Below are 18,711 nucleotides of genomic sequence, written 5' to 3'. Positions count from 1 at the left end.
ATACCTTCGGTTGGTTCAACCACTGTGGTCTATTTACCTGAAAATTGCTGTAAAAACCATTCCTGGTTGGCAGGAACGGTTGAGAAATCTTATTGATGAATTAATTGAAGAAAATGACAACTGTCAATGAGTGACTAGGTTTGTCTATGATAATGGCGTCTTAAGACTGTCTCTAACTGCTGCACGCAAAGAAAATGAGTATTTAAAACGTGTTAATGCCCAATCTTTGCAGCAAACACTGAGAAGGCTTGAAAAGGCTTTTGTAAGTATGTGGGAGCAAAATCATGGGTTCCCAAGATTTAAAAAGCCAGGACGAATGCGGTCTTTTTCTTTTCCTCAGTTAGGGCAAAATCCATTAACCAATGGGTGTGTAAAATTACCCGTCATTGGCGCGGTCAAATTCCGTCAATCGCGGGATATCCCGGATGGTGGAATAGTTAAGCAAGCCCGTGTGGTTAAGCGTGTTTCGGGCTGGTACGTGATGCTAACCGTTCAATGGGACGTGAACGCACCTCAAAGGTTGCCGCACGGGGAAGTAGTAGGGATAGATGTAGGATTAACAAGTTTTGTTGCAACCTCTAATGGTCTTTTAGTCAAGCGTCCGAGGTTTTTTGTAGATGCCGAGCGCAAGCTTAAATTGCTGCAACAGCGCGTTTCCAGAAAACGTATTGGCTCGAACAACTGGAAAAAAGCCCAAAAGAAAGTTGCTTCATTGCATGAGTACGTCGCCAATTGTCGTAAAGACTGGCATCGAAAGCTATCTCATCAAATCTGCGACAACGCGGGAATGGTGTTTGTTGAGGATTTGAATCTTGTCGGCTTATCTCGTGGAATGCACAGGTTACATTGCTTGGATGCGGGATTTGGTCAGTTCTTCAACATTCTTGAACAAACTTGTTTCAAGCGCGATGTTTATTTTCAAAAAGTAGATAGCCGCAAGACAAGTCAGATTTGTCCAAACTGCGGAGTTGAAACAGGTAAAAAAGAGCTTTCGGAACGTACTCACAAATGCACGAATTGCGGCTATACAACCGATAGAGATGTAGCAGCCGCTCAAATAGTCGCGATACGTGGACTTGCAGCTGTCGGGCAGACAGTCAAGATGCTTGCTGAGGGTAAATTCATTGGAATCCCCGCGAAGCAAGAATCCCCCGGCTTCTAGCCGTGGGGAGTGTCAACTTAAGACTCTCTTCCTAAAGTCGTAATGGCTGCAATTTCCTCTACCTCCTAAAAAGCAAAATGAGTTATGATAATCTACAGTAATTCTATAGATTAACTGGATTTTATAACTCTGCCGTTGGAAATTTCAAAGGCTAGGGGAGTTTTTGATTTATATCAGCTCGTGAAACTGCTGATAATTTGAGGAATTAGGGTGATGGCATTATCTACAATTTTTCATACCACATTAGGTCATATCTACATTACGGTTCCTCAGCACTACAATCGCCAACCCATTGTCTCGCGATTGATTTCTCGTTACGATTTAACAATCAATATTGCAGCAGCTGTTTTAGAAGCTCATACAGAAGACGATGGTTGGTTTAATCTTGAAATTCAAGGAATTTCTCAACAAGTAGAAGCTGGTCTTGCCTATCTTCAAGAACTGAATATAGAGATTTTGCAGTTAGACCTCAAAAGCCTTCCAGAAAAAAACAGAGATAAGCTACAGCTTTTATGTGCTTCTGTCAATTCAAGTGACGAGATTGAAGACGATGAAAAAAAAGCTGCTTTGACTATGGTAGAAGGACAAACCACTCGTGCTAAATTTCAAGTTTGTATTTCTAAAAACTATAGTTCTTATCCGGTCATTGCAGGGCTGGTTTATTGTTATGGATTAACTGTTAACATTACCGGAGCCATGTTAGATAACAATACTGAAAATGACGGCTGGTTTGATTTAGAGCTTTGGGGTAGACGTGAGCAGATTGTGTTGGGCTTAAGATATTTAAAACAATTGGGCTTACAAATTTGGCTATAGTTTTTTATATAGCGCAACTCAATTGAATGAAGTACAAATTTATCTGTGTCCATCTGTGGTTCATTATTTCTTTCTATACCTTACTCCGGGTTGCAAACCGCTATATAAATTAAGATTGTGTATTGTGATTTTTCAGAAGTTGTTGGAGATATAAAAATATGGCTCATGCTTGCTGTGGTCCCGGCTACGCTTCCCCAGAAGCCGCAACGAAAGCGGAACATGAAAAGGTACTATATACAATTGCACTTTATACGGGTACAGGTATTGAACAGCCGGATTATCTTGCAACCATAGACGTTGACCCCAACTCTCCAACCTACTCGCAAGTGATTCACCGCTTGCCAATGCCTTATATTGGCGATGAACTGCATCATTTTGGCTGGAATGCTTGCAGTTCTTGTCACGGCGATGCTAGTAAATCTCGGCGTTTTTTGGTGATTCCCGGTCAACGTTCCAGCAGAATTCACATTGTAGATACAGCGGATGCAAAAGCCCCGAAACTTCACAAAGTCATTGAACCTGAAGAAATCAAGGAAAAAACTAACCTCACCGCTCCCCATACCGTACACTGCCTAGCTGATAGTCACGTGATGATTTCCATGCTGGGTGACAGCGAAGGGAATGGTCCTGGTGGCTTTTTGTTACTTGATGAGAATTTTGACATTGCTGGACGCTGGGAACGCAAAGCCGACGGTATGCGCTTTAACTACGACTTTTGGTACCAGCCGCGTCATAATATCATGGTGAGTAGCGAGTGGGGCGCACCCAAAACCTACTATCCCGGCTTTGACCTCAAGGATGTAGCGGCTGGAAATTATGGTAGTCAACTGCATTTTTGGGATTGGTCGAAACACGAAATTATCCAAAGTTTTGACTTGGGTGACGAAGGACTCATCCCCTTAGAAGTGCGCTTTCACCATAACCCCGACAGCACTCACGGATTCGTTGGTGCCGCACTCAGCAGCAATGTTTGGCATTGGCACAAGCCCAACGGTCATTGGCAAGTCGAGAAAGTGATTGATGTGCCATCAGTTGAAGTGGAAGGCTGGCCCATTCCTGTACCATCATTGATTACCGATATCCTACTTTCAATGGACGATCGCTATGTCTATTTCTCCAACTGGCTGCACGGAGACATTCGCCAATACGATATTAGCGATCCCTCCGATCCCAAACTCACAGGTCAAGTTTGGGTTGGTGGCTTGTTGGGCAAGAGTGAGGAAAGTAAGGGCAAAAAATTGGCTGGTGGACCGCAAATGCTGCAACTGAGTCTTGATGGCAAGCGGCTTTATGTCACCAATTCCCTGTTTAGCACTTGGGACAATCAGTTTTACCCTGACTTATCCAAAACTGGCTCATATCTACTACAAATTGACTGCGACACTGAAAACGGGGGATTGAAAATCAACGAGAATTTCTACGTTGACTTTGGCAAAGAACCAGCAGGTCCATCTCGCGCTCATGAGATACGTTATCCTGGTGGCGATTGCACCTCTGATATTTGGATTTAAGGGAAAATATGGCAGGCAAGATGCCTGCCCTACAAGATTTGTATGAAAACATACAAAGTTGAACTTGTGAATCGCAATAACTTTGTTGTTGAAGTTGCAGAAAACCAATATATTTTAGATGCAGTGGAAGCAGCAGGTTTGCGGTTACCAGTGGGTTGTCGATATGGTGCTTGCATCACTTGTGCAGCACGTTTAATTGAGGGTGAGGTGGATCAGTCTAAAGGAGTTGCCCTCAAACCCGCGCAGGAGACGATTGGCTATGTACTCCTGTGCATAGCATATCCTCGTTCAGATTGCAAGTTTGACGTTGGTGTCGAGTGCCAGGACAAGCTTTATACCAATCCTTTTAAAGGTGGTCATTAATCACACAACCCACGCAAGTTGATTAGGCTGCGTCTACACTGGGCAAAGACGGTGCAGGAGATTCATCAACTGTTCCCCATCTTCCAGGTAGGTCACGTACTCGCTTTCGCCCACCTTAATGTCCTTGCCTTCCATATCCTCCCCGTACCGCTCAGCCATGACGACAATCGGCGTGCTGCTGGGGAGTTCTGCTCCTTGACAAATACGCCGCCCTATGTTAATGACCTGGTCTATCGGCAGATTGACCTGGTTGAGCAAAATTAACTCAGGGCGATCGCGCACACCACGCGCTAGGGCGATCGCGTCTTCTTCTTGTAGCGCTGAAATCACGTGGTAGCCTCGGTTACTGAGGTTTAGCTTCAGGAGCGGGCGCGTATCGTCATCCAGTTCCATCATCAGAATTGTCGGTGGCACATCTTTTTTCTCGCTCATTTGTTCCCCGTTTGCTCCTTTTTAGAATTGTTAGTTGCAGACTGAGGAGAAGAGATAATGTTACAGCTTGAAGAAACTTAATTTGTACACAATCAGACAGAAAGCCTCAGCTTGGTGCTTCACTCTCAGCCCCACGATAGAAGGTGAGAACGAGATCAATCAGCCATCTCTGTCCTTTCCTCCGAGCAAGCGATCGTATTCTTCTCTGAGAACCCTGAAACACTCGCACGAAGTCGCTTCCAGCCTCCGCTGATCCAGGATCTGGACGCGACCTCGATAATACCGGATGAGACCACTCTCCTGAAACTTTTGGGCAGCTTGGGTGACGCCAGCGCGGCGTACGCCCAGCATATGGCTGAGGAACTCCTGGGTAAGCTTAAGGTCATCCGAGTCAACGCGGTCTTGCGCCTCCAGCAGCCAGCGTGCCAAGCGTTGTTCTAGAACGTGGAGGCTGTTGCAGCCGGTGGTCTGCGAGATCTGCGCGATCAGTGCTTGTACGTAGCGCAGCAGCACGTCGCGCAGCTTTTTATTGCGATCAAACTCCTCTAGCAGAATCCCTGCATCCACCTTGAACGCGCTGCCCGCCATCTGTACGATGTACTCCGTCTGCGTAGTCTCCCTTCCGCCCATGAAGGCATTGACGCCGATCACTTCACGGTTGCCGACCATACCCGTCTCAGCCGTGGAGCCGTCAGTCATCGTGACCGTGATCGAGAGCAGGCAATCGATGGGGAAATAGAGATCCTTAATAGTCTCGCCAGGATGGTGGAGTATCGTGCCCTGTTCCAGCGAGACTCGTTTCAGGTTGGGGGCAAGCTTTTCGTATAACTCAGGCGGCAGTACAGCAAGCAGGCGGTTTTGAGCAGTCATGCGAGCGTTTTTCAAAAAAATCGTGCGATCAGTTTTCTTTAAGCCTAGCTTAAAGAAAACTGTCAGAAGTCCATACACTCGTAACAATTGGCGTAGTCCAGCTGCCGTGAAGCTACTCTAGTTTCTGGTGAGAGGGATCAAACTCCTGGACAGTATAACGCTTCTCGGCAGCAAAGCCCCTCTGCTCAGCAGATGCTTGCGCTTTCCTTGCGAATTGCCGCGCTTCTTGAGCAGTTGCTCGCGCTATCTGTGTGAATTGCCGCGCTTCTTGAGCAGTTGCTCGCGCTATCTGTGCGAATTGCCGCGCTTTCTCAACAGAGATTCGCAACTGCTCGGATACACGATGCTGCTCCTCTAACTCTATACGCTCAGCCTTAGGGCTGACTCGAACTTCTTCGGTCATGACTCAATACCTCTGGGTTGAGAACTTAAAGCCGTTGATTAACTGTTGATGAACCCTCGATCCGGTTGTGTGTAGATAGAGGTTTTCTTGTTCTGTCAGCACCAAACACTTAAAACAGTGAACAGTACCAGCCGCAGTGACGCTTTCTCGGGCTGGTGTGGTTCTACTGACACCAACGCTTTCTGTGCTCTTGGTGTGGTGTTTCCCCCGGAGGATGAAACTGATACTGCGGATACTTGATATCTGATAACTGATAACTGGTCACTGTTAATTTTTGTCCCATCCCTTCAAAATCAGGTGACGCTGGGAGTCTACGCTCAACTTCTTTTGCTGCTGTAGTTTTTTAAGCAACCGGGTGATGGTGACTCTGGTTGTGCAGCAAGCAGTGGCAAAGTCTTCATGGGTGAGACGAACCAAAAGCCGAGTGCCATCCGCTACAGGCTGCCCAATTTCCTGTTTTAACAACTGTAATAAGCTGTGGAAGCGGTCTGTGACTCGTGCTTGTCCGTAAACCGCGAGTAGCAATTCAGTTTGTCTGAGTCGTTGGCTAATTTGAGGTAAAAGTTGCTGCTTGAGTTTAGGAGAAGTCGCGAAATCGGTGAGTGGAATGCACCATAGCTGAGTATCGGCGAGGGCAGTTGCTTCATAGAGCGGCAGGGCAGTCAAGCTAGAACCAAAGGGGGCTTTTGCACCTGCTAACCCAACCAACACCTGTTGACCGGTATGAGAAAACGTTGTTAGCTTCACCAGTCCTGAACGAACCTGCCAAATCGTCTGAGGGTTTAAAGGAATTGTTTCCCCCTTGTGATAAACCTGCAAAGGGTAGCCCAAATCGGTATTGCTGTCAGGCTGTTCTTGTGCTTCGACCTGGTTGCCATGGTCGCTGCGCGAACTGCCGAAGGCATCGCTCGCGTCGCGCAACAGCCAGCGCAGGGTAAGCGGCTGGTTTGCTTGTTGGCAGTTGACCTCTACGAGGACACTGACATGAAACGCCACACCTTGATGCGGCTGCAAGCAGACCTGCCACTCCTGTTTCCCTGGTCTTTGCTGGAGCCGGTGCAACTTAGTCTGAAAGTGTTGCCGAGTTTCATGAGTGACGAAAGCGTTTAGAGACCGACCAATTAAGAAGGATTGCTGGCGGTTAAGCAACTTGGCAGCCGCCTGATTCGCTTCCTGAATCGTTCCTGCTGCATCTGTCAGCAGACAAGCATCGGGGATAAACTCCAACAACTCCTGGTAGCGCTGGCGCTCAGCTTCCACAGTTTGGTCAGCCAATGATAACTTCTGATTCTGCTGGTAGAGCATCTTTGCCGCTACCTCAAGTCGCTCAGAGGCAATGCCGAGTTCAGAAAGAGCCGATGGCGGTAGTGAAGAGGATGTGTCGATCCCTTGATACAAGTTCACTAAGCGATCAGACATCGCTTTGACCTGTTGAGTAAAGGCAGTGGCATTCATGTTGTAGGCACCTATTGAACTTGTTTAGTTAAGTTGAACTTGTCGAGTTAGGCAAGCAACTGTTGTGATTAACTCGTCGATATCAAAAGGTTTAGGTAAGTGCTTCTCAAAGCCGACCGATAGAGCATGGGCGCGATCGTCCTCGCTGTTGTATGTTGTCAGAGCCATTGCTGGGATCTCGACTTGTCGCGCCTTCTCAAGGGCTTTCACCTTCCGCATTAGCGAGTAACCATCTTCATTGGGCAAGCTAATTTCGCTGATCAGGAGGTCTGGTTTAACTTGTTTGACGATTTCTAGAGCCTCAAAAGCCGATGTTGCGGCGATCGTCTCGACGCCATACTCTTCAAACACCATTGTCAACAAAACTCTAGAATCAAGGTCAGTATCAACAACGAGCACTCGCAGACCGTTGAGCGGCAAAGAATGATTATACATAGCTAGTACCAAATACCTTGTCCTAGGGTAAACATTATGGCTAAATCGAGCAGGCAATATTCGCCTGCCTTTCTGTCCAAAGACAAACGGAATTTATTTTTCATATTATTCTTTCAAGATAACTCCAAGCCGCATTAATATCAGTACAGTTTCGTACTTAAGAAACCCGATATTTGGTGCGATTGCGCTCTGCGCAGTGCTACGGCTGGGCGATCGCTCACTTGGGGCGGGCACTCCCTGCCATCGCGCGTATGTTGCATTAGAATAACTGAGGAAATTTGCTATTGAAAAGTCATATTCGTTATGAGTATGATTAATCAGGAGATTCACTAAGGAGGCAAACCCAATGTTGTCGAATCGAGAAGGACAAAGAGTCCCCAATGTTACCTTTCGCTTGCGTCAGGATAATAAGTGGGTAAATGTAACAACCGATGATTTATTCGCAGGTAAAACCGTAATAGTTTTTTCCCTACCCGGAGCGTTTACTCCCACTTGCTCATCAACTCATGTTCCTGGCTACAACCAGTTGGCAAAAGTTTTTAAAGAAAATGGCGTGGACGATATCGTCTGTATCTCGGTTAATGATACTTTTGTGATGAATGAATGGGCGAAAGACCAAGAAGCACAAAATATAACTTTTATACCCGATGGCAATGCTGAATTTACAGAAGGCATGGGAATGCTTGTGGATAAAACAGACCTAGGGTTTGGCAAACGGTCTTGGCGCTATTCGATGTTGGTGAAAGATGGCGTGATTGAAAAGATGTTCATTGAGCCTGAAGAACCAGGCGATCCCTTTAAGGTATCTGACGCAGAGACAATGCTTGGATACATCAACCCTGATGCAGTCAAACCTAACTTAGTTTCCTTGTTTACAAAAGTTGGTTGTCCCTTCTGTGCCCGTGCTAAAGAAATGCTGACAGAACGTGGCATTGATTACGAAGAAATTGTTTTGGGTAAAGGTGTGACAACTCGCTCGTTAAAAGCTGTCACAGGTGCAACAACGGTTCCCCAAGTGTTTGTTGATGGCAAACACATTGGTGGTTCCGAAGCATTAGAAACTTACCTGACTGCTAGTTAGGGCTGTAGCTTTGTTTGGTAGGCACATAGCAATGTAAAGACGCGCCATGTAAAGACGCGCCATGGCGCGTCTCTACACTTAAAATCCTTAACTCAACAGTATTGACCAAACAGCCAAAGGGCGCAAGCCCCTGGCTTTAGACATGGGGTTAGCCCGCAGGGGATTTCAATCCCCGTCCAAACTCTTCTATCAATTCACTAATACTAATCTTCCGTTTACTAGCTTCTCCCTTCATGTTCTCCCAAGCAGTTGGTGTTACCACTATTTGATGTCTTTCTTTTACCTCATCATGTAAAACAGGCACGTTTCTTAACCTTTTCTTGGTTGCCATTGCTAGATATTGTGTATATACTATACATAAGCTAACAAATAAAAGGAGGTGGTAAAAGAAGTGTTGGTACTGGAATACAAAGCTGTAGTCAAGAAATCCCAACTAACGGCAATAGATGAAGCGATCCGAACCAGTCAATTTGTACGTAACAAAGTATTGAGATATTGGATGGATAACCGTGGCGTAGGGAAGAAAGAGCTTTACCAGTACAACACTGCGTTACGGGCTGAATACGGATTTGTTAAAGATTTGAATAGCCATGCGTGCCAAGCATCTGTTGAGAATGTAGAACGAGCTATTTCACGTTTTTTCGATAACTGTAAAAAGAACAAGCCAGGCAAAAAGGGCTATCCACGTTTTAAAAAGGATGCTCGTTCTGTTGAATACAAGACATCGGGATGGAAGCTGCACCCAACCAAACGCCGAATTACCTTTTCAGACAAAAAAGGTATTGGGGAACTCAAGCTACTGGGTAAATGGGATATTCACACGTACCCTGTAGAGTTGATTAAACGAGTCCGGATTGTTCGTCGTGCTGATGGGTATTACGTGCAATTTTGCGTCAAAGTGGATGCAACCTCTGAACCTAGGACAGGTGATGGCGAAGTTGGGCTAGACGTTGGGTTGGAATATTTTTACTCTGATTCAAACGGGTATCATGAGGAAAATCCCCGTTTCCACAAGAAAGCTTCCAAGGCTATAAAACACGCTCAACGACGCATCTATTCTAAGGAGAAAAGAAAAAACAACAGACACAAAGCCAGAGGACGATATGCTCGCAAGCATTTAAAAGTAAGTAGGCAACGGGAAGAACACGCAAAGAAAGTGGCGCGTAACGTATGCAAGGCTAACGCCTTAGTCGCCTATGAAGAGTTAAATGTCAAAGGGCTGGTAAGAAATCGTCGTCTAGCTAAGTCAATAAGCGATGTGGCTTGGAGCGCTTTTCGTCGTTGGTTGGAATATTTTGCCGTGAAGTTCGGCACTCAAGTTGTAGCTGTTGCACCTCACTACACGAGTCAAAAGTGTAGTGGGTGTGGAAACATTGTGAAAAAGACATTGTCAACCCGAACACACGCCTGCAAGTGTGGGTGTGTTCTGCAACGCGACGTGAATGCAGCGATCAATATTTTGTGTAAAGCAAAGTCTACCGGAGGGCATCCGGGAAGTAACGCTTGGGGAGTCGGAACCTCTACTTTTCTTGGCGCAAGCCTGGTTGAGCAAGTTGCGACGATGAGCCAAGAATCCCCCGGCTTTTAGCCGTGGGGAGTGTCAAATATAGCCTGCCAAACAAATATTCCACTGATACTCAAAACTTACCTCAAAGACCGCCGTATTGAAGCGCTAATCATGTCTACCACAAAGGTAAGACCAAGAAAAACGATTAAGGTTGCCAGCAAACCTTTGTAATCAAAACTACTTAGTTGCTCCGTGAGGAGACGCCCCAAACCACCAGCACCCACCAACCCGACAATGACGGTGGCGCGAATGCAAACTTCCCAGCGGTAGAGGATGTAAGCGAGGAAGCGCGGAAGAGTCAGAGGAAGAATACCATAGAGGAAGACTTGAGATTGAGTTGCACCCAAAGCTTTCAGGGAACGCAAAGGTCGCTCATCCAAATTTTCTATCACCTCTGCCATCAAACGCCCTAAGATACCTAAATTGTGGATAGCAAGGGCGATCGCACCTGGCAAAATCCCTGGAAACAACACAAACAGAAAGATCAGCGCCCAAATTGGTTCTGGAACAGCACGGGCAAACAACAGAACAAACCGAGTTAAGAAAAATCTTGAATTTTGAATTTTGAATTTTGAATTTTGAATTGATTTGTCTCCCCTCGCTGCTAGGAAAGAAAGCAAAATTCCTCCTAAACCTGCGCCTGTGCTTGCCAAAATTGACATAGCTAAAGTCTGCGCCGAAAGGGTCAACATCTGATTCAACTGGCTAACATCCGGAGGGAACAAGTCGTGAAACACTCCCGCCAACAATTGAGCAGTTCGGGGTGCCCAGAGTTTTGTAAAATCGGCTTTGACATACCAGAACGAAAATATAAGTAGAACAACACCGCCCAGTAAGGATAAAGTTATCACTGGGTCACGTCGGTACTGTTCAGATAAGACTTGATGATCCCCCCTAGCCCTGCTTGAAAATGGGGGATCATAGTCCCCCTTCCTAAGGGGGGTTGGGGGGATCAGCTTTTTGCGCTGCTTCAAATTCAGAACATTCAAATCCAAACGACTCGGGACACCCAAACGCTGACGTAACAACCCACTCAAAAAATCTGTTCCACCACTTAACAACAGCAACGCGAACATCAAAGTCCACATTTGCTCATAACGCAGCGACTGGAGACTGAGGAAAATTTGATAACCTAGTCCACCAGCACCGATGATACCTAATACAGCAGCAGCACGAATTGAACATTCAAGCCGATAAAAGCCGTAAGAAAGTAGATTAGGGAAAGCTTGAGGAATAAGGGTGTAAGCAAAAGCATTCAGGGTAGGAACACCACTATTGAGTAGTGCGAGTAAAGGACCACGGGGAGTTTCGTCTAAAATTTCAGAAAATACTTTAGCAGTGATAGCACCAAAAGGAATGGCGATCGCCAGCACCGCCACCAGTGGATCAAGTCCAAAAATATTCACGAAAAACAATCCCCAAATCAGTTCGTGAATTGCTCTCGGGATTGCTAAAATTGCCCTAACTATCAGCCAAGGTGCTTGAAAACTTCCAAACGAAACTGACTTCCACCACACCTGTGTGGATAAAACACCAGCCACCAACCCAATAACTACACAGAAAAACGTGCCACAAACAGCATAAGCAAGAGTTTTCAGAGTTGCATCCACAGTCAGCAGCAAAAATTCTCGACTCAAATCCGGTGAAAGTGCAGCAACAAGAAAGCGGACAACAAGATACCAACCCCCCTGATTAATTAAATCTTGCTGAAATACACCAGCCACAGACAACGACCAAACCACCGACAAAACAAACAGCAATCCCCAAAAAGCCTGCCAGTTAACAGGGGAAGGTCGTTTAGGCAATATTGAATTAGTCATTAGTCATTAGTCATTAGTCATTAGTCATTAGTCAATTAATTATTCTCCCTCATCTCCCTCATCTCCCCCATCTCCCTCATCTCCCTCATCTCCCTCACTCCCTCCCTCCCTCCTCCTCTGCGTTCTCTGCGCCTCTGCGGTTAAATTCTATACAATTCTTCCACCATCCCCGGTGACACCTCCTCAACAGGTGCATCAAACAAAACCCGTCCCTGTCGCAAACCAATAATACGCTGAAAGTGACTGCGGGCATATTCAATGGCATGGACACTTGTAACCAGTGTTTTCCCCGTATCCTCACTTAAAAAACGTAACAAATTCATAACCTCGCGGCTGCGTTCCGGGTCGAGGCTGGAAATAGGTTCATCAGCAAGGATAGCAGCGGGATCTTGCACGAGAACACGGGCGATCGCCACCCGTTGTTGCTGTCCACCAGAAAGGCGGTCTGTACGTTCGTAAAGTTTTTCCGGAATTCCTACCTGCGTCAATGCTTTGAACGCTGTTTCCACCTCCAAGGGGTAAACGAGTGAAGCAGCAGCTTTGAAAAATGACCAGCGTCCTAAATGTCCAGCGTTGACATTGTGAATAACTTGCAGGTTGTCAACCAAATGAAATTGCTGGTAAATTGTACCAATTTGCCGCTGCACTTGCCGTAAAGACTTGGGACGTAGATGTGCAAGGTTGCGACCGAGTACCCAAACTTCCCCTTGTGTGGGTTGGAGTGTACCGTTGAGTAAGCTAATTAAGGTACTTTTTCCTGCACCACTGGAACCAACAAGGGCGACTCGTTCACCTGGATAGATTTGCAAGTTGATGTTAGAGAGAGATTGGAAGGTTCCAAATTGTTTTGTGACGTTTTTGAGTTCAAAAATTGGTGTAGATGGGTTCATAGGTAAGAATTGAACCGCAGAGGCGCAGCGGAAAGTCTGAGCGGAGGCTTCCTCCGTTAGCGTCAGCTCCTCGCGGAGCGAGGCTCAGAACTTTCCAAGACAGAGGACGCAGAGAAATTTACAGAAAGTTGTTGCGTGTGTTAGGACGTATCAGATTTTTATCGATTTTGTCATCAAATAGCGATTTTGGTCTGTAAAACCAACCTTTCGATAGAAGCTTTGTGCAATTGTATTTTCCCGTTCAACTTCTAAATGCAAAGCATGAATCTCTAAAGAAGGACATACACTTTCTATAAACTGTATGCTTTTCACGCCTACTCCTTGTCCTCGATGACTTTCTCGGATATAAAATTCATCGATAAAAGCATCACGTCCTCGGTACTCTAAACTGTAGCCAAATGTCAGGATAATGTATCCAATCACTTGGCTATCTTGTTGGATTAGCCACACTCGCCCTAGAGAATCGTCATTTAAAAATTTTGCCAAAGCTGTGCTAACAGTCGCTTCATCAAATGGATGACCATCATACTTGTAAAACTCTTGGATGAACTGAATAAGAAGTTTAGTATCAAACTTATCTGCTAGTTTGAATGTCGTTTCCATTAGTTTGCAACAGCATTGCAACTATTTAATCTTACCTATTTCTCGACCAATTTTTTCGATTTGAGTGTAGTTTTCGTTTTTTGTGGGAATGAATTTTTCTGCTTGTAAGAGGTCGAGAATTTCTTTTTGTTCTGGGACTTTGGGGTCTAGTTTGAACAATGCATTCTGCACTTTTTTGCCGAAATCTTCACCGTAGCGCTGTTTGACTTGAGGGTTGAGTACCCAGTGATAATCGTAGTATGCAGGGGTGCGCCAGAGAACTTCTACTTTATTTAAGTCTACTTCTTTGGCGTTGACGCGCTTTTGCCAAACTTTTTCGTTTAAAGCACCGACTTCATAGGTTCCTGCTTCTACAAGTTTGATGGTTTTATCATGGTCGCCGGAAAAGCCAGCTTGTCCTTTAAAATCTGTGAGGTTGACGCCAGCTTGTTGAAGAAAGTATTGTGGCATTAAACGTCCAGAAGTGGAAGACTCGCTACCAAAGGTGAAGGTACGCCCTTTAAGTTGTTTAAGATCGGCGGTGTCTTTGAATGGTTTGAGATTCGTTTTTTTGTTGGCGATGAAAACGCTGTGGAATTTTTCGTCTACGTCACGTTGGGCGATCGCCTCCGCACCTGGAACTTGCAACCTTGCTTGAACACCAGTTAATCCCCCAAACCAAACTAAATCTAAATCTCCGACTTTAAATGCTGTTACTGTTGCTGTATAATCTGTGACGGGTTTATATTCTACAGGAACACCAAGTTCTTTTTGTAAATAAGAGGCTAGTTTGGTGTACTGTCGCTGCAATTTCTCCGGGTCTTGATCAGGAATTGCCCCTGTGACCAAAGGTTTTACCTCTTTTGCACCTGTACCAGAATTTCCAGATGTACTGGGGGAACAAGCTGTTAAAGGGAGCAAGAGTAGCAACGCACCTGATACCAAAAATTTTTTCATCTTCTATCTATATCGCTTTGTTTTTCTGTCCAGGATAAGATTTTACAACTGTTCCTCATTGGGTACGCCTAATACCCGGCAAACTAAAGTGATTGCACGGAAAAATGGGGAATTAGAGTATTTGAAACCTACCATCTATCCACATAACAAACTAAGCGAATCTACTTAGTGAAAAAGTCATTAAATAATAAGGTGTGGGATGTAGGGTGTAGAAAGATACGCAAGCGTTGACTTGATAAAGCCCCGTTTGTAAGGGGCTTGGGGGGAGCTGCTTCTATGCTGCAATACGGTTCAGTTAAGAAAATTGATCTAGCGTCAACCTTCGTAGAGACGTTGCATGCAACGTCTCTACACACTGGAAATTCACATCGTTCAGCCCTAACTGAACCGTATTGTTCTATGCTGGCTTACTTAACAAAATTTAGAATCAATTTCTGCTCAAACCCTTAAAATTTCGCCAGAGTAGGAAGTAGAAGTTATCACCTGTGCTTCTCATCCGCTCCGAAAAACCTATACAAAACTAGTCAATTGTAGACAAAGCTGTACAAAGTCGGAGCGTGCAGACTAAGACTTTAGAGGTCTACGATTTTTGGGTCATGACACCTTGATGTGAACGCCAGCATCAAGCTCTGTCGAAGGTAGTTAAGTAATCAGCAAACAGGTTTATAGCTGTAGTGCTGCCTTCCCAACAAGCTCTTAAATCATTGTCGAGGCAAACATTACTTAGTGAGTCCAGTCCTGCAGGCGGGTCTCCCAACCTAGGGAACTGGCGAACCCGAAGGGAAATAAGGATGACAGAATATGTCAAACTACGTTTTTCTTATTGACCAAAATAAAACACCTCTCAATCCAGTGCATCCGGCACAAGCAAGAAAGTTACTGGATTCTGGGAAAGCAGCAGTTTTTAGGCGCTATCCGTTCACCTTAATCTTAAAGCGAATTATTGAGAATCCAAATGTATATCCTCTCACACTCAAAATTGACCCAGGTTCTAAGTTTACAGGGATTGTTTTAGTTACCAATCAGGGTAATGTTATTTGGGGAATGGAGTTGCAGCACCGTGGTCAACAAATCAAAGATGCTCTGGAGCATCGTAGAGCAGTTAGAAGAGGACGTAGAAACCGTAATACCCGTTACCGTAAAGCTCGGTTCCTCAACCGCAAGCTCAATCATGGTAGGCTCAACGCTCCGTCTCTCAGACATCGTGTCTTAACAACCGAAACCTGGGTAAAACGTCTTCAAAAGTTCGCGCCAATTGGTTCTATCGTTCAAGAACTGGTTAAGTTTGACACGCAAGTAATACAGAATCCAGAAATCTCTGGAACTGAATACCAGCAAGGAACTTTGCACGGTTATGAATGCCGTGAATACCTGTTAGAGAAGTGGAATCGCCAGTGTGCCTATTGTGGTGTCAAAGATGTTCCACTAGAAATTGAGCATATTCAACCAAAGTCAAAAGGAGGAAGTGACCGCATATCCAATCTTTGCTTGGCTTGCCATAAATGCAATCAACGCAAAGGTAATAAGGATATAAAGGATTTTCTCAAAGGTAAACCAGAAGTGCTAAATCGCATCCTTAAGCAAGCAAAAGCACCGTTGAAAGATGCAGCATCCGTTAATAGTACTAGGTGGGTACTATTCAACATTTTGAAGTCTTTTGGTTTGCCAGTTAGAACAGGAACCGGAGGTCAAACCAAGTTTAACCGGATTCAGTTTGATTTGCCAAAAGCGCATTGGATTGATGCTGCTTGTGTTGGTCAGTGTAGTGCTGTAGACGGAAAAGCCAGTGCAGGCAACTGCCGTTCGCGTAGCGTGTCCGAAGGACTCACCCGTAAGGGCGTAGTCGAAACCATCAAACTCGCTACTACCAAAATTCTTCGAGTTAAAGCAACTGGTTTTGGTGGTAGACAGCGATGCCAAACGGATAAGTTTGGTTATCCACAAAAACATCGCCCATTGCGCCCAATACTCGGATTCTGCACAGGTGATATTGTTCGCGCTGATGTCTTGAAAGGCAAATATGCTGGGACTTTCACCGCACGAGTCTGTCCTATGTCTCACGGCTATGGTGAGTTTGTTATTGACAAAAAACGGAGGTCAATTAAGTTGGACTACTTAACACCTGTTCATCGAAAGGATGGATACGACTATGCCTAGACCTCTACAAAATGACTAGAAATGTACAGATGTGTACAGAAAACAACTTACAGTTTCTAACCCCTATCCCATCAGGCGCATATGACTCAAACTTTTGAACCTGCAACAGGTACAGACAGATACATCCGTGCTGCCAAACTTGCAGATGTGCAAGCAGCAGGGAGTTTGCTCGTTAATCTAGAAAAGCACACCATTGCCCTGTTCTACTCCGACAATAAAGTCTATGCAATAGATAACCGTTGTCCTCACATGGGTTTTCCCCTGCATGGGAGTACTTGCAAAGATGGTATTGTCACTTGCCCTTGGCACTATGCCCGGTTTGACCTTGCAAGTGGGGGAACGTTCGATTCTTGGGCAGATGATGTGCGTGCCTTTCCTGTAGAAATTCGCGATGGCGAGGTGTGGGTGAATCTGACTCCCCAAGTTGACTCTTATATACACCAATGCCAACGGCTTCAGGATGGGTTAGAACAAGGCATTTCCCTCGTGATTGCCAAATCTGTCATTGCCCTACTAGACATGGGGGTAGATGCTACCGAACCCTTTGAAATGGGATTAGAGTTTGGCACCCGTTACAACAAGGAAGGTTGGAGTGCAGGGTTAACCATCCATACGTGCATGATGAACTTGCTGCCGTATCTGGATGCAGAAGACCGACCCCTTGCCCTTTATCAAGGACTGTCAGCTGTCTCCCGTGACAGTGGAGGTGCGCCACCTCACTTTGTAGTTCACCCATTGCCCAATTCCACTGTTGACATAAAAACCCTCAAAGGTTGGTTCCGCCAGTTTATCGAACGGCGGGATAGTGAAGCAGCAGAACGCTGCCTAGTCTCTGCAATTCGGATGGGTGCGGAGCGCAAAGAAATTGCGGATATGTTATTTGCTGCTGTGACAGACCACCGCTATATTGATGTCGGTCACACACTCGACTTTACTAATAAGGCGTTAGAAGCACTCGATGCTGTAGATTGGCAGGGTGCTGAGAAAGTTTTAGCAAGTTTGATTCCTAGCTTGGCGAACGCCTCCCGCATGGAAGAGTCAAATTCCTGGCGCTATCCTGTGGATTTAGTCGCAATTTTAGAGTCTGCATTTGAACAGTTGCCAACTGCTTTGGAGGAAGGACTACCTCAATGGGGAACTTGGTCAGGTCGGGAAGAATTGGTTGCTATTCTGTTAGGTGAAGATGCTCAAGCTATAGCGGACGCGCTATTGACTGCACTGAGAAAAGGTTGCACTCAAGAGCAATTAGCTGGTGTAGTCACATACACAGCCGCCCTCCGTGTAGCCCGATTTAATACCAATAACGACTTTGGAGACTGGAACACAGCACATCATCCATTCACTTTTGCCAATGCAGTTCATCAAGGATTGCACCGGGTGCCGTCGTTAGAGTTGCTTCGGGGTGTGTTTGATGCTGCAATGAGTGTGTACCTCAACCGCTTTTTGAATGTGCCGCCCGCCCGACTTCCAGAACCAAAACAACCAGTTGAAAATCCCGAGGAATTGCTTCAACAATTGGCGGAGTTGTTGAATCGTCAACAGCAAGTGAACGAAGCAGGGCAGTTAGTTGCTCAATATCTTTACGGTGGCGGCAATCCACAGAGATTACTGGCAATGCTTGGTAAATTAATGCTGCGAGAAAATCGGGAATTTCATGTCATTCAAGAAGTAGAAGCGGCTTTCCGTCAGTATTCTTTTTTGGGTCAAACTCCTGCTGGTATTCATGTATTAGTTGCTGTGACTAGGTATTTAGCGGCACATTCACCGACTATGCGATCGCAAGTCCAAACATATCAAATTGCACATCGATTGCATAAAGGCGATCGCCTGTTTGAGGATTGACGCAGATTCCGCACCCAGTACTTATAAACGAATGGCACGTAAGTTTGGTTAAGGGGGAATGGGTAAAGGGTAAAGGAAATCATGAGAGCGTGTTTTCTCCCTTTTCCCTTTCACCGAATGGCACTAAGTTTGGTTAAGGGGGAATGGTTTTATTGTTTGGGTGAGGTGAAGCGATCGCTATTGTTCTATGCCATCTCCATAGCCAAAATTGCTGCTTGCAACCGCTGTAACCCTTCATTGCTCAGCAAAATACCCCGTCTTCGTTTGGCTTTGAATTGTCTCATCTAGCTAAGCTAGTATCTGCGTGTTTTGCTCTTAACTGTCTTAACTGTCTTAACTGTCTTAACTGTCTTAACTGTCTTAACTGT

The 18,711-nt window shown here is 45.5% G+C and carries 19 protein-coding genes; 9 read left to right on the top strand and 10 right to left on the bottom strand.

The features are described 5' to 3' along the window. Nucleotides 1-130: 130 nt before the first annotated feature. The 4 genes from ACM0OZ_RS44300 to ACM0OZ_RS44285 all read left to right on the top strand — a co-directional run bounded on the left by ACM0OZ_RS44300 (nt 131) and on the right by ACM0OZ_RS44285 (nt 3,852). The gene (locus ACM0OZ_RS44300) at nt 131-1,162 is read left to right on the top strand and encodes an RNA-guided endonuclease InsQ/TnpB family protein (protein ID WP_414589278.1); all 1,032 of its coding nucleotides are present in this window, start codon (nt 131-133) and stop codon (nt 1,160-1,162) included. Nucleotides 1,163-1,375: 213 nt separating this feature from the next. Continuing rightward, nucleotides 1,376-1,978 (top strand): NIL domain-containing protein, encoded by a 603-nt coding sequence (locus ACM0OZ_RS44295; RefSeq protein ID WP_414589277.1) that lies wholly within the window; start codon nt 1,376-1,378, stop codon nt 1,976-1,978. A gap of 158 nt (nt 1,979-2,136) precedes the next feature. Beyond that, entirely contained in the window at nt 2,137-3,489 is a 1,353-nt protein-coding gene (locus tag ACM0OZ_RS44290) for a selenium-binding family protein (protein ID WP_414589276.1), read from the top strand. Between the two features lie 42 nt (nt 3,490-3,531). After that, nucleotides 3,532-3,852 (top strand): 2Fe-2S iron-sulfur cluster-binding protein, encoded by a 321-nt coding sequence (locus ACM0OZ_RS44285; protein ID WP_414589275.1) that lies wholly within the window; start codon nt 3,532-3,534, stop codon nt 3,850-3,852. A gap of 33 nt (nt 3,853-3,885) precedes the next feature. Here the strand turns inward: ACM0OZ_RS44285 and ACM0OZ_RS44280 are convergent, their stop codons facing one another. The 3 genes from ACM0OZ_RS44280 to ACM0OZ_RS44270 form a co-directional block, all read right to left on the bottom strand. Then, nucleotides 3,886-4,284: a hypothetical protein gene (locus ACM0OZ_RS44280; RefSeq protein ID WP_414589274.1), complete on the bottom strand. Its 399-nt coding sequence runs from the start codon at nt 4,282-4,284 to the stop codon at nt 3,886-3,888. Between the two features lie 159 nt (nt 4,285-4,443). After that, nucleotides 4,444-5,154 (bottom strand): Crp/Fnr family transcriptional regulator, encoded by a 711-nt coding sequence (locus ACM0OZ_RS44275; RefSeq protein WP_414589272.1) that lies wholly within the window; start codon nt 5,152-5,154, stop codon nt 4,444-4,446. A gap of 112 nt (nt 5,155-5,266) precedes the next feature. After that, complete coding sequence (locus ACM0OZ_RS44270) at nt 5,267-5,557, bottom strand: hypothetical protein (RefSeq protein WP_414589270.1); 291 nt, start codon at nt 5,555-5,557, stop codon at nt 5,267-5,269. A 117-nt stretch (nt 5,558-5,674) separates the two neighbouring features. Between ACM0OZ_RS44270 and ACM0OZ_RS44265 the strand changes: the two genes are divergently transcribed. Beyond that, nucleotides 5,675-5,797 carry a hypothetical protein gene (locus tag ACM0OZ_RS44265; RefSeq protein ID WP_414589269.1) on the top strand — a complete coding sequence of 41 codons (123 nt, stop codon included), beginning with the start codon at nt 5,675-5,677 and terminating at the stop codon, nt 5,795-5,797. A 27-nt stretch (nt 5,798-5,824) separates the two neighbouring features. Here ACM0OZ_RS44265 and ACM0OZ_RS44260 read toward each other — a convergent pair whose 3' ends face one another. Together ACM0OZ_RS44260 and ACM0OZ_RS44255 are read right to left on the bottom strand one after the other, a co-directional pair. Next, nucleotides 5,825-7,012 (bottom strand): PAS domain-containing protein, encoded by a 1,188-nt coding sequence (locus ACM0OZ_RS44260; protein ID WP_414589268.1) that lies wholly within the window; start codon nt 7,010-7,012, stop codon nt 5,825-5,827. Between the two features lie 24 nt (nt 7,013-7,036). Continuing rightward, nucleotides 7,037-7,447 (bottom strand): response regulator, encoded by a 411-nt coding sequence (locus ACM0OZ_RS44255; protein WP_414589267.1) that lies wholly within the window; start codon nt 7,445-7,447, stop codon nt 7,037-7,039. A gap of 346 nt (nt 7,448-7,793) precedes the next feature. Here ACM0OZ_RS44255 and ACM0OZ_RS44250 point away from each other — a divergent pair, with 346 nt between their 5' ends. Further along, nucleotides 7,794-8,528, top strand: a complete 735-nt coding sequence (locus tag ACM0OZ_RS44250) for a glutathione peroxidase (RefSeq protein ID WP_414589266.1) — start codon at nt 7,794-7,796, stop codon at nt 8,526-8,528. A gap of 148 nt (nt 8,529-8,676) precedes the next feature. On the opposite strand, the gene ACM0OZ_RS44245 is transcribed toward ACM0OZ_RS44250, so the two are convergent. Then, complete coding sequence (locus ACM0OZ_RS44245) at nt 8,677-8,859, bottom strand: hypothetical protein (protein WP_414589265.1); 183 nt, start codon at nt 8,857-8,859, stop codon at nt 8,677-8,679. Nucleotides 8,860-8,919: 60 nt separating this feature from the next. Between ACM0OZ_RS44245 and ACM0OZ_RS44240 the strand changes: the two genes are divergently transcribed. After that, complete coding sequence (locus ACM0OZ_RS44240; RefSeq protein WP_414589279.1) at nt 8,920-10,116, top strand: RNA-guided endonuclease InsQ/TnpB family protein; 1,197 nt, start codon at nt 8,920-8,922, stop codon at nt 10,114-10,116. Nucleotides 10,117-10,172: 56 nt separating this feature from the next. Here the strand turns inward: ACM0OZ_RS44240 and ACM0OZ_RS44235 are convergent, their stop codons facing one another. The 4 genes from ACM0OZ_RS44235 to ACM0OZ_RS44220 form a co-directional block, all read right to left on the bottom strand. After that, nucleotides 10,173-11,915 carry a PhnE/PtxC family ABC transporter permease gene (locus ACM0OZ_RS44235; RefSeq protein ID WP_414589264.1) on the bottom strand — a complete coding sequence of 581 codons (1,743 nt, stop codon included), beginning with the start codon at nt 11,913-11,915 and terminating at the stop codon, nt 10,173-10,175. A gap of 140 nt (nt 11,916-12,055) precedes the next feature. Beyond that, entirely contained in the window at nt 12,056-12,805 is a 750-nt protein-coding gene (locus tag ACM0OZ_RS44230) for a phosphonate ABC transporter ATP-binding protein (protein WP_414589262.1), read from the bottom strand. Nucleotides 12,806-12,955: 150 nt separating this feature from the next. Beyond that, nucleotides 12,956-13,408, bottom strand: a complete 453-nt coding sequence (locus ACM0OZ_RS44225) for an N-acetyltransferase family protein (RefSeq protein WP_414589261.1) — start codon at nt 13,406-13,408, stop codon at nt 12,956-12,958. Between the two features lie 21 nt (nt 13,409-13,429). Next, complete coding sequence (locus ACM0OZ_RS44220; protein WP_414589260.1) at nt 13,430-14,344, bottom strand: putative selenate ABC transporter substrate-binding protein; 915 nt, start codon at nt 14,342-14,344, stop codon at nt 13,430-13,432. 801 nt (nt 14,345-15,145) lie between these two features. On the opposite strand from ACM0OZ_RS44220, the gene iscB reads away from it, so the two are divergent. Together iscB and ACM0OZ_RS44210 are read left to right on the top strand one after the other, a co-directional pair. Beyond that, the gene (iscB, locus tag ACM0OZ_RS44215; protein WP_414589259.1) at nt 15,146-16,501 is read left to right on the top strand and encodes an RNA-guided endonuclease IscB; all 1,356 of its coding nucleotides are present in this window, start codon (nt 15,146-15,148) and stop codon (nt 16,499-16,501) included. Nucleotides 16,502-16,582: 81 nt separating this feature from the next. Continuing rightward, nucleotides 16,583-18,343 carry a Rieske (2Fe-2S) protein gene (locus ACM0OZ_RS44210; protein ID WP_414589258.1) on the top strand — a complete coding sequence of 587 codons (1,761 nt, stop codon included), beginning with the start codon at nt 16,583-16,585 and terminating at the stop codon, nt 18,341-18,343. The last annotated feature ends 368 nt before the right edge of the window (nt 18,344-18,711 follow it).

It is taken from the genome of Scytonema sp. PCC 10023 (assembly GCF_963920835.1).
GTDB lineage: Bacteria > Cyanobacteriota > Cyanobacteriia > Cyanobacteriales > Nostocaceae > Kalymmatonema.
The sequence above is the reverse complement of the archived record's forward strand: the minus strand, read 5'-3'. Positions and strand labels throughout refer to the sequence as shown.